Genomic DNA, 18,298 nt, shown 5'->3' on the forward strand with positions numbered 1-18,298 from the left:
TCAGGCCCAGACGCCGACGCGGTGCCTGCGGTGGCGCCTCCCATGCCGCCGTCGCCGGAGTCGACCGGTTCCGGACGCCGACGATCCGGACCGGTTGGCTCCGGACACCGAGGCTTCCGAGGACGGGGGTGAGTCGGCCAGGGCCTCGTCCGACTCCTTGGCGCGGCCTTCCGGGGCTGCGGGCAGCACGTCGATCCGGCCCATCTGGCCGTGCGAGGAGTGCACCATGTGGTGGCAGTGATAGACGTACTCGCCCGGGTAGTCGCCCCAGGTCATGGCGATCCGGACGGTCTCGCCCGGATGGATCGGGATGGTGTCCTTCAGCCCGGCCTCGGCCGGGCCGACCGGCTTCCCGTCACGGTCCAGCACGCGGAACCGCACCAGATGGGTGTGGAAGGAGTGGGGGGCGTGGAAGACCCCGGCCGGTCGGCGGGTGAGGTGGTTGTGGATCGTCCAGATCTCGCTGGTGCCGACGGTCGTCCGCACGTCGGTTCGGTCCGGGTCGTACTTGCGCCCGTTGATCCTGGTGTCCGGGAAGGTCGTCAGCCAGAACTCCCGGTGCACCGTCGCCTTCGGGATCGGCGGCAGGGTGGCCAGGACGTCCGGTATCCGGCTACGGTCCTCGGCCGTCCGGGTGATGTCGAAGCGCAGCACCTCGGGCCGCTCCGTCTTCAGCGCGGCCGTGTTCTCCAGCACCACCGATTCGCCGACGGGGTAGCGGGCGAAGTCGACGACGATCTCGGCGCGTTCCGCGCCGGCCAGGGTCAGCTCGTCCAACTCCACCGGCCCGGCGAGCAGCCCGCCGTCGGAGGCTATCTGGGTGAACGGCTTGCCGTCGGCGAAGCGCAGCGATATGTGGCGGTTGGGCGAGACGTTGAAGACCCGCAGACGGTACTTGCGCGCCGCCACCTCGAAGTAGGGCCGTTCCTTGCCGTTGACCAGCATGTGCGGGCACTCGTACGGGTCGGTGTAGACCAGCCTGCCGTCCGTCTCGATCCGGGCGTCCCGGATCAGCAGCGGGATGTCGAACTCGCCGTCCGGCAGCGGCAGGCCGCTCTCGTGCGGGTCGCTGAGCAGGTAGGCGCCGGCCAGGCCGCGGTAGACGTTCTCGGCCTCCAGCTGGTGCGCGTGGTCGTGGTACCAGAGAGAGGCGGCCTCCTGTTCGTTGGGATAGCGGTACTCGCGGGTCTCGCCGGGCTTGATGAGGGCCATCGGCAGGCCGTCGTACCGCGACCGGACATGGCCGCCGTGCAGGTGGACGGAAGTGTGCACGCGCAGGTCGTTGGTCTGCTGGACCACCACCTCCCGGCCCTTGACCGCCCGGATGGTCGGACCGGGGAAGCAGTCGCCGTAGGCCCGGACGGTGGTCAGCAGCCCCTTGACGATCTCCACCTCGGTCTCGGCCATCCGCAGCCGGTACAGGTCCGAGGAATCCGTCCGCGACACCGGACTCAGCACCGGGGGCACCCGCATGGCGTGCGCGAAGGGGACGATCCGGGCGGCGCGCCCGCTGGGCCCCGACCTGGCCTGAGCGGCCGGCAGAGCGGCTGGCTCGGTCTGGGCCAGGCTCGGCGTGAGGCCCCATGGGAGGAGGGCCACCGGGCCGCCTATGGTCGCGGCCCTGAGGAGGTCTCGTCGGTTCAGCATCCTCGGTCTCTCTGTCCGGGACCCGGCGGTCGGTGTGCCGCCGGGCAGATGGTCGCCGGCCGTGGTCGCCGGCCGCCCCGCCCAGCGGCTGCCGCGCACATGACGGCGCGGGCCTGGCGGTGGCTGAGTGTGCGGCTCGCGCCGCGCTTGGTAACCGCCCCGCTGGCTCAGTATCAGCGGGCTTCGCGCGCTCTGCATCCTGCTGGTGTCCGGCTGTGCCCGTCGTGGCCTGTCGTGCCCGTCGTGCCCGACACACGTCGGGCACGACGGGGGAAGGCTGGGAATCCTCACCGGTCAGTCAGGTGGTGGCCGGTACGACATTGGTGGCGGCGACCGCGGGGCGGACCGATCTGGCCAGGTCCACGGCATCGCCCTGGGCCCAGATGTGGGTGAAGAAGAGGCGCGGTTCGTCCGTCAGGCCGTGGTTGTGGAGTTCGACGAGTTCGATGCCGCCCCGCCGCAGCACCGCGAGCACCTCCTGGACCTCGGTGGCGACCATGGCGAGGTCGCCGCTGAGCACGGCCCGTCCTCCGCCGAGCGGCTGGAAGTTGAAGGCCGAGGTCGCGCCCAGGCCGGGTGGCAGGACGTGCCCCTCGTCGACGATGGTCTCGCGGCGGACGAAGACGCACGTATGGACGTCCTCGCCGCTGTTGCCCGTGGCCCCCAGTGCGGCGTCGATGCCGGCGGTGTCCAGATCGAGGGGCCGGGGCGGTTCGGGCGGGCGCGGTGCCGGCGTACCGGTGCGGTCGAGCGCGGTCCGTAGCCCGCAGGCCAGTGCCACGGCGTCGTGGCCGTGTGCGCAGACATGGGTCCACCAGACGTCCGGCGACTGCTCCGGCAGGTGTTTGTGGAGGGCGGTCAGGGCGATCCCCTGAGCCTGGAGCGCGTCGGTGAACGCCGGCAGCTCGTCTCCGGTCACCACCAGATCGCCCATCATCAGGGTGCTGCCGTCGTCGTACCGCGCGAAGGAGGCGTGCGAGCCCAGCGCGAGCCCGGGGGTGATGGTGACGCCACGGCTGACCACGTGCAGGTCGTGTCGCGGGAAGGGCGTGTGGTGGTAGGTCCTTCGGATGAGGTTGCCCGGGCGGCCGAGGGCGCGCGCGATGTCGCCCCAGTCCGCCTCGCTGGTGGTCACCGGGTTGGGGGCGGACCCCATGCCGCCGGAACCGTGGGCTGCGGCCGACCTCATGGCCGCATCCCCCGCCAGGCCGGCCAGCACTGGTATCAGCCCGGCCGCCGCCAGCAGCGGTCGTCGGGGCACGGCGGGGGGAACGGGGTTCCCGGGGTTCGCGTCTTCGGTCTTCACCTTTGGTCTCCCAGGATGCCCCGGCCTTCTGGCCGGGGAGGAGTGGGGCGGGGGGCGGGTACGGGAGCCGGTCCCCGCGTCGTGGCCACGGCGGCGCGCGGGTGACGGCTCCCGTCCGGGTCGGCCGCCAGGGTGTGCCGGCGGCCGGACGAACGATCGGATGGGGGAACGATCGGATGGGGGAAAGGCTCGGTTTCGGTCAGGAACCGGGGGACGCCCAGGTGCCCAGGGACATCTCGGCGGTGATGCCCGGGCCGAACCCCGCCATCAGCCCGTGGTGGCCGTCGCGAGCCGACTCCTCGTCGAACATCCGGGCCAGGGCGTCGAGCACGACCGCACTGGCGATGTTGCCGTACTGGGTGAGGGTGGCCCGGCTGAAGCGGAACGCCTCGGGCGGCACCTCCAGGAAGCGGCTCAGGTCGTCCAGGATCCGCGGACCGCCGGCGTGGATGATGTAGAAGTCCAGCGCGCCCGCGTCCCACTGGTGCTGCTCGGCGACCGCGCGCAGGGCAGGGCTGAGGGGCTCCATCGTCCCTGGCACCCGCCTGTCCAGCTGGAAGTGGAATCCGGTGGGGCGGACCGCGTAGGAGATCCACTCCTCGGTGTTCGGGATGAGGTACGAGCCGTTGCGCTCCAACCGGATCCCGGTGCCGCCCTCGCCCCGGACCACGGCGGCGGCGATCCCGTCGCCGAACAGGCCGTTGGAGAGCAGCGACCCCACGCCCAGGTCGGTGGGCTGGTAGCACAGGGAGCAGAACTCGCAGGCCACGATCAGCACGTTGGAGCCCGGATAGGCCGAGCAGAAGTCATGGGCCCGGTTCACCGCCGCGCCGCCGGCCGCACAGCCCAGTTGGGCGATCGGCAGCTGCCGGGTCTCCGGCCGGAAGCCCAGCTTGTTGATCAGCCACGCCGTGAGCGACGGCATCATGAAACCCGTGCACGACACGTAGACGATCAGGTCGATCTGCGACGGCTCCACTTGGGCCGTTTCGAGGGCCCTGACCACCACCGCCGGGACGCGGGCCTTGGACTCGGCCTCGAAGACGGCGCTCCGCTCGTCGAACCCCGGGTGCTTCAGCACCGTGTCGATGGGTTGGATCAGGTGTCGCTTCCGCACCCCGGTGTTCTTGATGAGGCGCAACGCCAGATCGAGCTGGGGATGGTCGTGATGGAGCCTGCGCGCCAGTTCGAGGGTTTCCTCGTTGGTGATGACGTGCTCCGGCACGGCTATCGCCGGCTTGCACAGAACGGCCATGGGACTTCCTCCTGACGGGCGGAGTTCCCGGTGCGACCCTGGCGAGGCGGGGAGTTCAGCACTGGACGGCAACCGCTGCGAGCCGGACGCGTGGAGACGGCACGGCGGCGGGACTCACCGGGCGGGGCCCAACGGCGTGGCGGACGAGCCGGCAGAGCGAGGATTCGGATGCTCGCCGTGCGGGTGGTTGCGCCGGCCGCGAGTTGGTTCGGGCCACGTCAGCCCAATGTACGGAAGGTGGGTCCCGCGCGCACGTCGGCCCGCGCACTCCGAGGTGCGCGGGCCGACGTACGCGGCGATGCCGGAAACGAGGTGGCGGTGGGCGAGCGCCGGAGCGTGCGGCACCGTCACCAGGTGACCGGCAGCCCGAGCGGATAGCGCCAGATCGACGAGGTGTTCCACGCAAGCTCCGCGGCCGGCTTCGCCAGCGCGATCCTGGGGAAGCGCTCCAGCAGGGTCCCGAGGGCGACTTCGAGCTCGGTGATGGCCAGCGGTGCGCCGAGGCAGTGGTGCGCGCCCCAGCCGAAGGTCATGTGGGAGGGGCTGGTCCGCTCCAGGACCAGCTCGTCGGGCCGCTCGAACCTGCGGCCGTCCCGGTTGGCGGTCAGGTAGGAGACGTGCACGATGTCCCCCGCCGGGATCGTCACCCCGCTCAGCTCCACGTCCTCAAGGGCCACCCGGGGGATGCCGACGCCCTTGCGGAAGGGGATGAAGCGCAGCATCTCATGGATCACCTGGGTGAGCATCTCGGGCCGCTCGCGCATGGTGGCGCGCACCTCCGGCCGGGTGAGGATGGTGTACGAGAGGTTGCCGAGCTCGTACGTCGTGGTGTCCTGGCCGGTGATCAGCAGGACCATGGCCATCACGGTGAGTTCCTGCTCGTCGAGGACCTCGTCCCCGTCGCGGGCCGTGGCCAGCGCACTGATCAGGTCGTCACCGGGGTTCCTGCGCCGTTCGGCCGTCAGCTCGGCGAAGTACGCCCGCAGGTCGGCCTTGGCCCGCACCGCGTCCGCCTTGTTGTCCAGGTCCATGTTCATCATCGTCCGGGCGTTGGCGCGCAGCCGTGCGCTGTCGGCCTCGGGGATCTCCAGGACCTCGCAGATCGTGATCAGCGGGAGCGGGTGGGCCAGGTGCTCCATGAGGTCGGCCGGCGGACCCTGGTCCCGCATGCGGTCCAGCAGCTCGTTCACCACGTGCTGGGTACGGTCCCTCATCCGCTCGATGTGGTCGGGTGTGAAGCCCTTGGACACCAGGCTGCGCAGGCGGGCGCTGGCGGGCGGGTCCATGACGTTGATCGCCTCGGCCTGGACGATCGGCTCGGGAGTCATGCGCGGGAAGTCCCGGCCGACGATGGCGTGGCGGCTGAAACGCCGGTCAGTGGTCACCGTGCGCACGTCGTCGTACCCCGTGACGAGCCAAGCCTCCCCCTCGCCGTAGGGGAGGCGGATGCGGCTGACCGGTGCGTCGTTCATGAGCTGTCGGAGCGTCGGGTCGAACTCAAGGGCTTCGGCGAAGTCGAACGGGCAGTTCCGTGCGCTGGAGTCAGAGGACATGCGGACCTCCAGGTCTGGGCCGTGCGGGCCGGATGGGACGGCGGATGATGGACTGAGCACCGGTACCCGTTCGGTCGGCCGCGCACACCGGTGGAGGTGCGGGACCGCCGGTAATTCATTCGGGCTGATCAGCGGCAGGAGCGCCCGGCCCCCGTCCCGCGGTCGCCCCGGCCGCCGCGCGTCGGTCCGCCGCCCGGCTGCTCACGGCCACCGCGAGGCCACGCTGGACGAGCCGGCACCGCCGCCCCCTCGCCGCCTGGACCGACCCACAGGGCGGGGAGGCCGGGTCCTAGGACCGTCCGTCGATCTAGGACGAACGCACGACCCGGTCCCGAGCCGGGCGGCCGATCCGCGGCCAGCCCCGGCGGCGGGATCGTTGGCCCCATGAACGAAGCACCGCACATCGCCCCCGCCCCCGTCGCCCTCGTCACCGGCGCCTCCCGCGGCCTCGGGCTGGCCCTCGCGCACGCCCTCGCCGCCGAGGGCTGGCAGCTGGTGATCACCGCCCGTGGCGCGGCCGAACTGGCCGAGGCCGAGGCGGCCCTGGCCGCCGTGACCAAGGTCGTCGCCCTGCCGGGATCGATCGTCGACGACGACCACCGGGCCCGGCTGGCCGAGGCCGCCGAAGGTCTCGGCGGCGCGAGCCTGCTGGTCAACAACGCCGGTTCGCTCAACGGCGCCGCCGCCCCGGGAGCCGAACCGCTGCCCCGGCTGGCCGACTTCCCGCTGCCGGACCTGCTGGAGCTGTTCGAGGTCAACGCGCTCGCCCCGATCGCCCTCACCCAGCTCGTCCTGCCCCAACTGCGCGCCCGCTCCGGCGCCGTCCTCAACATCAGCTCGGACGCCGCCGTGGAGCCCTACCTCGGCTGGGGCGGCTACGGCGCCAGCAAGGCCGCGCTCGACCAGGCCACCGCCGTACTCGCCAGGGAGGAAGCGGAGTTGAGGGTCTGGGCGGTCGACCCGGGCAACATGCGCACCCGGATGCTGCAGGAGGCCAGCCCGGGCGAGGACATCTCCGGCGAGCCGCTGCCCGAGCAGATCGCGTCCGTGCTGCTCGGCCTGCTGCGCGACCGCACCCACTCCGGCCGCTACCGCGCGGCGGACCTGGCGGCGGCGCCGGCCGCCGACCGGGGTGGGCGATGACGTCCCTGACCGAGCCGGGTCTCGACGTCACCGTCCCGCCCGAACTCTCCGCCCGCGCACCGGCGGAGGCGCGCGCCGGCGCCCGGGACGGCGTGCGGATGCTGGTCGGCCGGCGGGCCAGCGGCGCCGTGGAGCACCGCCGCTTCCCCGAACTGCCGGAGGTGCTGCGCCCGGGGGACCTCCTGGTGGTCAACGACTCGGCCACCCTCCCGGCCGCCCTGCCGGGCCGGTTGCCGGACGGCACCCCGGTCGCGCTGCACCTGTCCTCCGCGCAGCCGGACCAACGGGGAGCCCACCTGGTCGAGTTGCGCCGGGTGGTACCGGGCGCCGCGGCGGCCTACTACCCGCCGCAGGAGTCCCCGGCCCGGCCGGGTCTGCGCGTCGCACTTCCGGCCGACGGCACGGCCGAGCTGGTGCAGCCCTTCACCGCCCGCCTCTGGTGTGCCGAACTCACCCTGCCCGAACCCCTGTTGGGGTACCTGTCACGGCACGGCCGGGCGATCCGGTACGGCTACGTGGACCACGACTGGCCGCTCGAGGCCTACCAGACGGTCTTCGCCAGCGTGCCCGGCAGCAGCGAAATGCCCAGCGCCGCCCGCCCGTTCACACCACGGACGGTGGCCCGGCTGGCCGGTCGGGGCGTGCTGCTCGCACCGGTCACCCTGCACACCGGGGTGGCCTCGCCGGAGGCGCACGAGGCCCCGTACGCCGAGCGCTTCCACGTCCCGGCGACCACCGCCCGGCTGGTCGACCACGTCCGGGCCGGCGGCGGCCGGGTGATCGCCGTCGGCACCACCGTCGTGCGCGCCCTGGAGTCGGCCGTCACGCCGGACGGCACGCTCCAGGAGGCCGACGGCTGGACGGAGTTGGTGATCACCCCGGAGCGCGGGGTGCGCGCGGTGGACGGCCTGCTCACCGGCTGGCACGAGCCGCGCGCCTCCCACCTGCTGATGCTGGCCGCCGTCGCGGGCCGCTCACTGCTGGCGCACTGCTACCGGGAGGCCGTCCACCAGCGGTACCTGTGGCACGAGTTCGGCGACGTCAACCTGCTGCTGCCGGACTGACGGGCCCTCGCGTCAGCCGGTGGCGGTGCGCTCTCGTCCGCGCGGGCCGTCACCGAGCGACTGGTCGCAGGCGCAGGTGAGGCGGAGCGGCGCTCAGGCCAGCAGGGTCCGTGCCACGTGGTGGGTGTCCAGGTACTCCCGGACGGTGGTGATCAGGCCGTTCTGAACGGTGAACACGCCGAGGCAGTGGTTCTCGTACGCGGCGCCGTTGGCCGCCTTGCCGACGACGGTCCACTCGGCCACCGCCTGCGGGCCGTCGGCGAGGACATGGGTGAGGGTGATGGTCGGCAGGCCGTCGGGGGCGAAGAGGGTGCCGACCTGGCCGAGGAAGTCGCCGAAGATCTCCTGCTTGCCGCGCCAGGTGCGGGAGAGCTCGAGGCTGCCCGGGTAGGTCCAGGCGGCGTCCTCGGCGAACAGGGCGATGGCGGCGTCCAGTTCGCCCGCGGCGAGCCGGGTGACGTACTCGGTGACGACGGTGCGGGCGTCGGCCTGCTGCATGGTGGGCTCCTCTGGTCCGTCCGGTCGGGGCTCTCCCGCCGTGGCAACAGGAAAGCCCAGCGGTCCTTCCGGCGGCCAACAACCCCCGGACCGCGCCGACAACCATCCGTTGTTTCATGCGGTCGGGAAGCCCGGCGGCAGCTCCAGCTCGAACCAGACCACCTTGCCGTTCGCGGTCCGGCGGCTGCCCCAGCGGTGCGCCAGCTCGTTGACCAGGTGGATGCCGCGCCCGCCCTCGTCCTCGTTGCGGGCGTGGCGGATCCGGGGCGTGCCGCCCTCCCGGTCGGCGACCTCGACGGTGAGCACCCGGTCGCAGAACAGCCGCAACTGGGTGGGGGATCCGGCGTGCACCAGGGCGTTGGTGATCAGCTCGCTGGTGAGCAGCTCGGCCCAGTCCACGAGCGCGGCCAGGCCCCAAGAGGTCAGCGTCTCGCGGGTGAAGCGGCGTGAGTGGGCGACCATCGCGTGGTCGCCGGTGAGCGGCAGGTTGGCGATCAGGTCGGCGCCCTCCGGGCGGACCTGCGCCATGATCACGGCGATGTCGTCCTCGGCGGTGCGCCCGGTGAGCCGGGTCAGGACGGCGTCGCAGGTCTGCTCCAGCGAGCGGCTCCGGTCGGCGACCGTACGGCAGAGCAGTTGCAGGCCCTCGTCCAGGTCGCGGCCCCGGCGCTCGACCAGGCCGTCCGTGTAGAGGGTCAGGATGGCCTGCTCGGGGAGGGTGAACTCGACGCTCTCGAACTCGACTCCGCCCACGCCGAGCGGTGCGCCGGGCGGCAGGTCGACCAGGTGGGCGTTGCCCTCGGTGTCGGCGACCACGGGCGGCAAGTGGCCGGCGCAGGCGGCGGTGCAGCTGCGGTCCGCCGGGTCGTAGAACACGCAGACGCAGGTGGCGAACTGGCCCTCGCCGAGCGCTGTGGTGGTCTCGTCCAGCCGGTGCAGCACCCGTTCCGGGTTGAGCTCCAGGATCATCAACGTCCGTGCCACAGTCCGTAGTTGGCCCATGGTGGCGGCAGCCCGGATGCCGTGTCCCATCACGTCGCCGACGATCAGCGCGACCCGCCCGGAGGAGAGCGGCACCACGTCGAACCAGTCGCCGCCGACCTCGCTGACCACGCTGCTGGGCAGGTAGCGGTAGGCGAGCTCCAGCCCGAGCGTGCGGTGGATCTCCTGGGGCAGCAGGCTGCGTTGGAGCGTGAGCGCGGTGTCCCGCTCCCGGCGGTAGAGCCGGGCGTTGTCGATCGCCAGCGCGGTGCGGGCGGCCAGCTCCTCGGCCAGCGAACGGTCCGCCGCGCCGAACGGCGCCGGATTGCGGGTGCGGAGGAACTCCGCGCCGCCCAGTACGAGTCCGCGCGCCACCAGCGGCACCATCAGGTACGAGTGGATCCCGGCGGCCAGCCCCGGCTGCACCCGGTCGGGGGAGGCGACGATCCGCCGCAACTCCTTCTCGGTCACCTCGGAGACCAGGATCGACCGCCGGGTGCGCAGGCTCTGCGCGTACACCTCGGCGGACTGCGAGGTCTCGCCGACCTGGTCGGCGGCCGCCGTCATGCTGCCGTCCGGCGCCAACTCGCCGACCGCCACCGCGCGCATCAGCACCGATCCGTCCCTCGGCACCGGGCCGGGCTCCTCACCACCGAGCACCGTGTCCCGCAGGTCCACCGTGACGAAGTCGGCGAAGCGCGGGATCACCACGTCCACCAACTCCTTTGCCGTGCGGTGCAGATCGAGCGTGGTGCCGATCCGGTTGCTGGCCTCGTTCAGCAGACCCAACCGCTGCTGGGCGGCCCAGGCCTCGTCCAGCGCCCGCTGCCGGGCGGCGGCCGCGTCGCGCTCGCGGGTGAACAGCAGCGCGTTGTCGATCGACACCGCCGCCCGCACCGCCAACTCCCCGGCCAGCGCGAGGTCCTCGTCCTCGTACGGGCGCTCGACCAGGGTCCGGTAGAAGCCCGCGACGCCGACCGGACTGCCGCGCGCGATCAGCGGGACGACCATGAACGAGCGCACGTTCTGCTCCCGTACGGCCGCGGTGCGCACCGGGTCGTCGGCGAACCAGGCCATGCCCTCCTCGTCCATCCGCGGCACCAGCACCGGCTTGCGGTGCGCCAGGCTCCACGCGTACGGCGAACCGGGCGGGAAGCGGTGCACCCCGCCCAGCCGGGCGATCGGCGCCATGGTCGAGCCGCGCACCGAATGGAAGGCCATCCGCCGCAGCAGCGCCGAACCGTCCGCCGGGGGCCGCCCCTCGCGCTCGCCCCGGACCAGCTCCTCCAGCACCTCCACCACCACCGTGTCGGCCAGCCGGGGCGTCGCCACCTCGGCCAACTCGTTCGCGGTGCGGTCGAGATCGAGCGTGGTGCCGATCCGGGCGGAGGCCGCGTTGACCAGCGCCAGCCGCTCCTGCGCGGCCTTCGCCTCGCGCAGCGCCTGCTGCCGCGCCAGCACCGTCTGGTGCTGGCGCAGGTACAGCCGGGCGTTGTCGATCGCGACCGCCGCGCGCGAGGCCAGCTCCTCACCGAGGGTGATGTCGGCCTCGGCGAAGGACTCGCGCTCGCCGCGCCGCGAGTACACCACCATGCCCAGCGTGGTGCCGCGCGCCACCAGCGGCGTGATCCGCACCGAGCGCGGCCGGTCGCCCAGGAACGCCCGGCGGCGGCTCTCGCTGATGCCGTCGGCCAGCGGCGGCAGCTCCCAGGACGGCACCACCACCGTCCGCCCGGTGATCAGCGCCCGGGCGTACGGGGAGTCCGGCGGCAGCTCGTACACCGAGTCCACCGGCAGCGACTCGGCCGGATACAGCGGGTCGGCGGTCGACAGCGCCAGGCGGCGCACCAGCTGCCGGGCGTCCGGAGCGGGCGGCTCGACGTTGCGCCCGGCGATCAGCGCCTCCAGCGCGAACACCCCGCTGATGTCCGCGACGCTGGGCACCATCGCGTCGGCCAGCTCGCGGGCGGTCTGCCGCAGGTCCAGTGTGGTGCCGATCGAGGCGGTCGCGTCGACGAGCAGCGACAGCCGCTCCTGCGCCCGGGCCGCCCGAGCCTCGGCGCGGTAGCGCTCCGTCACGTCGATGACCGTCGCGCTCACCCCGAGCACCCGCCCGCCCTGGTCCGCCAGCCGGAAGTACGAGGCGGACAACGCCCGGTCGCGCCGTGGATCCTCCGGCGCGCGGTCCTGCGAACGGAAGTCCACCACCGGCCGGCCGCTCGCCAGCACCTCCCGCATCACCGCCTCGGCCTCGGCGGCGTTGGTCCCCGGCAGCACCTCGGTCAGCCGGTGGCCCAGGTGCGCCTCGGCGGCCAGCCCGTTGGTGAGCGCCAGCGCCTCGTTCAGCCGGACGTAGCGCAGGTCGGTGTCGAAGACGGCCATGCCGACCGGGGACTGGGTGAAGAAGCCGTCCAGCACGGCGAGATCCGCCTGGATCCGGCGCAGCGTCGTCACCTCGGAGGCCACCGCAAGCACCAACGGCGCCCCACCGGGCCCGCGGATGGGATGGGTACGGAACTCCAGGTTCACCAGGTGCCCGTCCCGGTGCCGCACCGGGAACACCCCGGACCACTCCCGGCCCGCCAGGATCTCCGCGAACAGCTCCAGCACCTCGGGCCGCTGCTCGTCCGAGATCAGCAGCTTGGCCGCCTTCGCGCCCACCGCCTCGTCCGCACCGTAGCCGAGCAGTGTCTCCGCGTCGCCGCTCCAGTGCAGGATCCGCCCGTCGGCCTCGACCAGTGCCGTGGCGATCGGCACCATCAGCAGGACGTCCTGCTGAGGCTCCCCCCGGCGCTGTCCGTCGTCGTTCACCATGGCCAGAGAACCGCCCAACCACCCGGGAGCTCGTTCCCACCAGCCCTGCCATCCTCGCACGCGGCCCCCGGCCACCGCTCATCGTGACCCCCGGGCTGCCCGGCAGCACCCATGGCCCCGGACGGTCGCCCGGACAGCCCACCCTCACGGTCGTCGTACCCCACCTGCCACCACGGCCCCGATCCACACCGCACCCCTGGCAAACGAAGTCGACGGGGCTTCCCGCTCCCGCGTGGTAACGCTCCCACGGGCGAGAGGACTTGGGCGGACACCCATCCGGCACTCGGAGGACGCCGCGATCCTCGGAGCAGTGCCGACGGCAACGTCGGCCGCAGCCCGTTCAAGGAGACTCCCGTGCCCGACTTCGGCGGAGGATTCACCGACCTTGACGAAACCACCATCGACCAGCTCGAAGAATCACCGACGATGCCGCTGAGGCCACCGCCGGAGAGGACATCGCACCCGGCGAGTGAACCCCCGTACACCCCGAAACCCGTGGTCCGGGTGAGGCGCCGCTCGACCGGGTGGCCAGGTGCTCTCGGGCCGCTGGCGGCGCTCGGGCTCGGCACGGGAAGTCGGCGGGTCCGACTTCCTGCGTTGGCTCGGTCCGGCTGCGGGGCAGGGGAGTTCCACCCACCCGACCTCCGCACCCGCACGGGCGTTGGACCGGGCGTGTCGCGCGTGGGAAGTCGGCGGGTCCGACTTCCTGTGTTGCCCCGGGGCCAGCGGCCGATGTGGGCCTTTTCGTTGCCGCTCGGGCGTTGAGTGCGCGCTATGCGCGAGAAGTCGGCCGGTCCGACTTCCTGTGCGCTTGTCTCGCCCCTGGGTTTCGGTGTCGGTCCGGCGAGGCAAACGGCGGCGGCGACGACGAGGATGACGTGGCTGGTGCAGTTGCCAGGGGCCGAGCTGCGGCCTCCGGACGGGTGCTGACCAAGGGTAGCCGCGCGCGGGAAGTCGGCGGTCTGACTTCCTGTGCGCTCGGTGTGGCCCCGGAGCATGGGTGGTGCGCTTCGGGTGAATGGTGAGGCGCCGGGGGCGGTGGCCGTGATGGTGCGGTTGGTGCCTGTTGCCGGGGCGCGGGCCGAGGGTTGTGTCGCTGCGCGTGAGAAGTCGGCCGGTCCGACTTCCTGCGCGTTCGGCCCGGCCCCGGGTTACCGGGTGGTGGTGCGGGTTCCGGTGGGGCAGAGGGTGTCCGGTGCCCGGGGTGCGGGCTGAGGGTTGTGGCTGTGCATGGGAAGTCGGCGGGTCCGAATTCTCGTGTGGTCGGGCCGGGGGCGGGTCATCGGGTGGTGGTGTGTTCGGGGGTGGTGCGGGATTCGGCGCTGCGGGCGGCGAGGGCCAGGGCGGCGCCGGCGAGGCAGAGGGCGGCGGCGACCAGGGTGGCGCGGTCGGTGCCGGTGGCGAGGGCGTGGGCTGCGGCCTCGGGGCCGGGGGTGGTGGGGCGGGCGGAGCCGGCGACGGCGACGGTCACGGCGACGCCCAGGGCCGAACCGAGGTAGCGGGAGGTGTTGTTGGCCCCGGAGCCCATGGCGGCCCGGTGAGCCGGGACGCTGCTGACCGCGAGCCGGGCGAGGGCGGCGTTGAGGACGCCGCTGCCGATGCCGGCGACGGCCAGGCCGGGGGCCAGCCGGAGCCAGGAGGAGCCGGGCGTGAGCCCGTACAGTCCGGCCTCGCCGAGGCCGCAGATCAGCAGGCCGATGGCGACCTGGGTGGTGGCCGACAGGTGGGCGGCCAGCCGTCGGGCCTGGAGGGCGGCGACCACGGACAGGCCGGACCAGAGGGCCAGTACTCCGCCCGCGGCCAGGCCGGAGAGGCCGAGCACCCCCTGGAGCAGGGTGGGCAGGTAGCTCATGAAGCCGACCAGCGAGAGTCCGGTGAACAGGGCGCCGCCGGTCGCGGCGATGAAGCCGGGGCTGCGGAACAGCGCGAGGTCGAGCATCGGCTCGCGGACCTTCGCCTCGACCACCGCGAAGGCCGCGAGCAGTACCACCCCGCCGACCAGCAGGGCCGCCACGATGGGCCGTGCCCAGCCGCTGCGGCCCTCGGCGAGTCCGGCGATGAGCAGGGAAGTCCCGGTGGTGAGGGTCAGCACGCCGTACGGGTCGAGCGCGCGGGGCCGGTCGGCCCGGGACTCGGTGAGGCAGGCGGCGGCGCAGCCGGCCACGGCGGCCGAGACGACGGCGAGCCCGCCGTTGACCGCGCGCCAGCCGGCCCACTGCTGGACCAGCGCGCCGTAGACCGGCCCGACCGCGATGCCGAGACCGACGGCCGCGCCCCAGATCCCGAGCGCCCGGATCCGGTCCGGGCCAGCCGGGTGGGCGTGACTGATCAGGCCGAGCGCGGGTGCCAGGACGGCGGCCGAGGCGACGCCGAGCAGTACGCGCGCGGCCAGGTAGACGGCGCCGCCGGGGGCGAGCGCGGCCAGGGCTTCGGCGGCGGCGAAGAGCAGCATACCGAAGGTGAAGACCCGCTTGCGGCCGTGGTCGTCGGCGGCGCTGCCGGCCGTGAGCAGGAGTGCCGAGATGCCGACCAGGGTGCCGGTGAGGATCCAGGTGCGGCCCGAGGCGCCGAGGTGGGCGGCCTGGGCGGTGGCGGCGAGTGCGGCGGTGGGGGCGGTGTAGGCGACGGTGACCAGGGCGGTCGCGGCGGCCGTGACGGCCAGCGTGGCGCCGGGCCGGACGGGCGCGGTGGTCGGAGCCGACACCGCAGCCGGGGCGGGGGAGGCGGGGGCGGAGCCGGGTGGTGCGGGGGGCATGGGTGTTCCCTCCGGAGGGCGGACCAGTGGGTCTGGTGAATGAACCTTCGTCTCGGGCAGCACGCTACCACCGCCGGTCTGTTCATTGAACCCGCTTCGACGGTGGACTACGCTGGCCCGCATGGCCCTGGGAACCGACTACGAACTGCAGGAGTGCGCACTGGCCCGCGCCCTGGAGGTGGTCGGCGAGCGCTGGAGCCTGCTGATCGTCCGCGACGCGTTCTACGGAGTGCAGCGCTTCAACGACTTCCTCGCTCACCTCGGCATCCCACGCGCCGTCCTCACCGCACGCCTCAACGCCCTGGTCGCGGCCGGGGTGCTGCGCAAGGAGCCGTACCAGCGGACGCCGCTGCGCCACGGCTACCTGCTCACCGAGGCCGGCCTCGAACTCTGGGGCCCGCTCTACCAGTTGAGCCGCTGGGGCGGTCGGCACGCGACACCGGGCGGCCCGCACCACCTGTTCGCGCACGCCGGCTGCGGCACCGACCTGGACGTCGTCGGCGCCTGCCCCACGTGCGGCGGCGGGCCCGTCCCCCCGGCCGAGGTCGCCATGCGCCCCAACCCCGCCCACGCCGGGGGCCACCGCGAGGACCCGGTCTCCCGCGCCCTGGTCCGCCCGCACCTGCTGCTCGAACCGATCGCCTCGGCCGCGGCGTAGCGGGGCACCACCGGGGCGGGCAGGCCGACGAGGCCGCCGGCAGGTCGCCGACGGCCTCGCGGGCGCCGCACCCACAGCAGGCAGATGCTGCCCGCCACGGAGCCACCGGCCAGCCCGGCGACCACCACGCCGACGTGCCGGCCCGCGAGCCGGTCGGCGGTCTGCTCCACGAGGCGGGCGAGTTCGTCATGTGCGGTGAGCCCAGGCGGCCGCGACCTGCGAAGTCGTCCGCCCGGAAGACGATTTCGGCCGCCCCGGATGCTCCCACGGCCGTACGCCCCGCTCCGCCCGATTGCGCCTCACGAAGTACGGACACCACAGCCTGCTGCTCCCGTCCAGGAACAGCGCACCGACCCGCCCGCCACCGACCCGACCCGCCCCGTCCATGGATCGCCGGCACCGTACATCCGTGAAGTGCCGTACCAGCACCGGTGGTTGGAGTGCGCCGCCTACCCCTACGCCTCGCCGAGCGCCGCCCGCAGCCGCGCCGCGACCTCCGCCGCCCCCGCCTCGTCCGGGTACTTCCCGCGCGGCCAGAAGAACCCGCGCAGCCCGTCCTTGGGATTGCGCGGCACCACGTGGACGTGCAGGTGCGGCACCGACTGGCTGATCCGGTTGTTCGCCGCCACGAAGCTGCCCGCCGCGCCCATCCCCCGCTCGACCGCCGCCGCCACCCGCTGCACCCGCAGGAAGAACGGCCCGACCTCCTCGACCGGCAGGTCCGCCAGGGTCCGGTGGTGGGCGCGCGGCACGACCAGCACGTGGCCGGGGAAGAGCGGCCGGCGGTCCAGGAAGGCCACCGCCGTCCCGTCGTCCAGCACCCGGTGCGCGGCTTCCTCACCCGCCACCACCGCACAGAACACGCAGTCCATCCGTCCATTCAAACCACCGGCGGTGGTCCCGGCACCTCCGCAAACCCGGGCCCGCCCGGCTTCACCCGTCCGGCGGCCGACCGGGTGCGCCCGCCCCCGCGCCGGGCGCACGGTGCTGCGAGGGGGAGGGGGACGGGCCGAGGCGGCGCACCGCGTGCCGAACGAGGAGGTGGCCCCGATGCCGGGCAGGTTCGAGGTCTACCAGGACGCCGACGGCAAGTACCGGTTCCGGCTCAAGGCGGGCAACGGCGGGATCGTCGCCACTGGTCAGGGCTGCGCCGACAAGGACGCCGCGTACAAGGGCGTCGAGGCGGTCCGGCGGGCGGCCGACGACGCAGCGGTGATCGACGTCCCGAAGGCCGCCTGAGCCGGTTGGGACGTGCGGGCGCCCCGCAGGCGACCCGCCCACCCCGGCGGGCGGGCGGCAGGCAGCACCTACTCGTACCGGTACAGCAGCGCCTCCCGCTCCGTCTGCTCGATCATCTCGACGGTCAGCGAGTCGTCCCGCAGGTGCGACAGCGTGACCTCCGCCGAACTCGGCTGCGCGTCCTTGGCCAGCCAGTTCTCCGGCTTCCAGGCCGAAGCGCGCAGCAGCGACTTCGGGCAGTGCGCGTACACCTCCTCCACGGCCACCACGATCGCGCTGCGCGGCGGCTTGCCGACGGCCGTCAGCTGCCGCAGCAGCTCGGGGTCGGTGGACACGCAGGCCCGCCCGTTGACCCGCAGCGTGGTGTCCCGGCCCGGTACGACGAAGAGCAGCCCGACCCGGCCGGTCTCCAGGATGTTGTGCAGGGTGTCCAACCGCTTGTTGCCGGTGGCGTCCGGAATGGCCAGGGTGTACTCGTCGAGCACCGAGACCAGCCCGGCCGGCCCGCCGCGCGGTGAGACGTCGCAGCGGCCGGAGGCGTCGGCGCTGGCGACGAACACCAGCGAGGAGCAGGCGATCAGCCGCTGGGCGATCTCGTGCAGGCGGTCGACCTGCTTGCGGCGCGCGTGCTCGCCGGGCTGTTCGTAGACCTCGCGCAGCTGCGCCGGGTCGGTGAGGGCTCCCGCGCTGAGGGCGGCGAACAGGCTGTTCGGGTTGCCCGGAGCGGTGGTTGACGGTGTGGTGGCTTCCGGTGTGAGGGTCATGCCGGGAATCTAACCGAGGCCCCTCGCCGCGCCGACGGCCCGGGTGCACGATCCCGCGGCCGCGCCGGTCGCGGCCGCCGTCCCGCCATCGGCCCGCCGCCCGCCCGCGCCCCTGGCGGACCCACCCGCCCGGGTTTCCTCCACTCTCCGTGAAAGAGCCGCCCCACCCCTCCCCACCAGCGGTTTTCCGCTGATAATGGGGCCAGGGACTCCAGCCAGCCGGAGGTGGTGGCCGTGATCGTCAGAATCTGGGCCGGGCAGGTCACGGCCGATCGCATCGAGGAGTTCTGCGCACACCTGGCCAGCCAGGTGCTCCCGCAGCTCGGGCGGACGGACGGCTGCCTCGGCGGTGAACTCCTGCGCTCGGTGGCCGAGGACGGGCACCGGGTGCTCGTGGTCAGTCGCTGGCGCGACGAGGACGCCCTGCGCGGGTACGCCGGGCCGATGTGGCGGATCCGGCCGGTCTGGTCGGAGGGCGAGCTGCACTACCTCATGCACCCGCCGGAGGTCACCCACTTCATGCCGATCGCCGCACCCGCCGCGCTCTGATCCCGGCGCGCACGCTCCGAGTCCGGCCCGAACCCCGGGCCCTCGCCGCACCCAGGGCCCACACCCCGGGCC

14 protein-coding genes are annotated in these 18,298 nt (G+C 73.4%); 5 read left to right on the plus strand and 9 right to left on the minus strand.

Going from position 1 to position 18,298, the window contains the following annotated elements:
- From O1G21_RS32700 to O1G21_RS32715, 4 genes are all read right to left on the minus strand, one after another.
- Positions 1–1,599: a multicopper oxidase family protein gene (locus O1G21_RS32700; RefSeq protein ID WP_270148744.1), complete on the minus strand. Its 1,599-nt coding sequence runs from the start codon at positions 1,597–1,599 to the stop codon at positions 1–3.
- A gap of 346 nt (positions 1,600–1,945) precedes the next feature.
- Positions 1,946–2,953: a DUF1259 domain-containing protein gene (locus O1G21_RS32705; protein WP_270148746.1), complete on the minus strand. Its 1,008-nt coding sequence runs from the start codon at positions 2,951–2,953 to the stop codon at positions 1,946–1,948.
- Between the two features lie 199 nt (positions 2,954–3,152).
- Entirely contained in the window at positions 3,153–4,208 is a 1,056-nt protein-coding gene (locus tag O1G21_RS32710; RefSeq protein WP_270148747.1) for a type III polyketide synthase, read from the minus strand.
- A 347-nt stretch (positions 4,209–4,555) separates the two neighbouring features.
- On the minus strand, positions 4,556–5,761 hold the full coding sequence (locus O1G21_RS32715; RefSeq protein WP_270148749.1) for a cytochrome P450: 1,206 nt from the start codon (positions 5,759–5,761) through the stop codon (positions 4,556–4,558).
- Between the two features lie 384 nt (positions 5,762–6,145).
- Here O1G21_RS32715 and O1G21_RS32720 point away from each other — a divergent pair, with 384 nt between their 5' ends.
- Positions 6,146–6,904, plus strand: coding sequence for an SDR family oxidoreductase (locus tag O1G21_RS32720; protein WP_270148750.1), 759 nt, complete (start codon positions 6,146–6,148; stop codon positions 6,902–6,904).
- Complete coding sequence (locus tag O1G21_RS32725) at positions 6,901–7,968, plus strand: S-adenosylmethionine:tRNA ribosyltransferase-isomerase (protein ID WP_270148751.1); 1,068 nt, start codon at positions 6,901–6,903, stop codon at positions 7,966–7,968. Before O1G21_RS32720 ends, O1G21_RS32725 begins: the two co-directional genes overlap by 4 nt.
- A gap of 93 nt (positions 7,969–8,061) precedes the next feature.
- On the opposite strand, the gene O1G21_RS32730 is transcribed toward O1G21_RS32725, so the two are convergent.
- From O1G21_RS32730 to O1G21_RS32740, 3 genes are all read right to left on the minus strand, one after another.
- Positions 8,062–8,466 carry a nuclear transport factor 2 family protein gene (locus tag O1G21_RS32730; protein WP_270148752.1) on the minus strand — a complete coding sequence of 135 codons (405 nt, stop codon included), beginning with the start codon at positions 8,464–8,466 and terminating at the stop codon, positions 8,062–8,064.
- Positions 8,467–8,580: 114 nt separating this feature from the next.
- Positions 8,581–12,261, minus strand: a complete 3,681-nt coding sequence (locus tag O1G21_RS32735) for a SpoIIE family protein phosphatase (RefSeq protein WP_270148753.1) — start codon at positions 12,259–12,261, stop codon at positions 8,581–8,583.
- 1,279 nt (positions 12,262–13,540) lie between these two features.
- Positions 13,541–15,016: an MFS transporter gene (locus O1G21_RS32740; RefSeq protein WP_270148754.1), complete on the minus strand. Its 1,476-nt coding sequence runs from the start codon at positions 15,014–15,016 to the stop codon at positions 13,541–13,543.
- Between the two features lie 121 nt (positions 15,017–15,137).
- Here O1G21_RS32740 and O1G21_RS32745 point away from each other — a divergent pair, with 121 nt between their 5' ends.
- Positions 15,138–15,674, plus strand: coding sequence for a winged helix-turn-helix transcriptional regulator (locus O1G21_RS32745; RefSeq protein WP_270148755.1), 537 nt, complete (start codon positions 15,138–15,140; stop codon positions 15,672–15,674).
- 455 nt (positions 15,675–16,129) lie between these two features.
- Here O1G21_RS32745 and O1G21_RS32750 read toward each other — a convergent pair whose 3' ends face one another.
- On the minus strand, positions 16,130–16,546 hold the full coding sequence (locus O1G21_RS32750; RefSeq protein WP_270148756.1) for an HIT family protein: 417 nt from the start codon (positions 16,544–16,546) through the stop codon (positions 16,130–16,132).
- A 178-nt stretch (positions 16,547–16,724) separates the two neighbouring features.
- Between O1G21_RS32750 and O1G21_RS32755 the strand changes: the two genes are divergently transcribed.
- Positions 16,725–16,913, plus strand: a complete 189-nt coding sequence (locus O1G21_RS32755; protein WP_270148758.1) for a YegP family protein — start codon at positions 16,725–16,727, stop codon at positions 16,911–16,913.
- 68 nt (positions 16,914–16,981) lie between these two features.
- Here the strand turns inward: O1G21_RS32755 and O1G21_RS32760 are convergent, their stop codons facing one another.
- Positions 16,982–17,677: an MSMEG_1061 family FMN-dependent PPOX-type flavoprotein gene (locus O1G21_RS32760; RefSeq protein ID WP_270148759.1), complete on the minus strand. Its 696-nt coding sequence runs from the start codon at positions 17,675–17,677 to the stop codon at positions 16,982–16,984.
- Between the two features lie 234 nt (positions 17,678–17,911).
- Between O1G21_RS32760 and O1G21_RS32765 the strand changes: the two genes are divergently transcribed.
- Positions 17,912–18,226 (plus strand): antibiotic biosynthesis monooxygenase family protein, encoded by a 315-nt coding sequence (locus O1G21_RS32765; protein WP_270148761.1) that lies wholly within the window; start codon positions 17,912–17,914, stop codon positions 18,224–18,226.
- The last annotated feature ends 72 nt before the right edge of the window (positions 18,227–18,298 follow it).

Origin of the sequence: Kitasatospora cathayae (assembly GCF_027627435.1) — a bacterium.
Lineage (GTDB): Bacteria > Actinomycetota > Actinomycetes > Streptomycetales > Streptomycetaceae > Kitasatospora > Kitasatospora cathayae.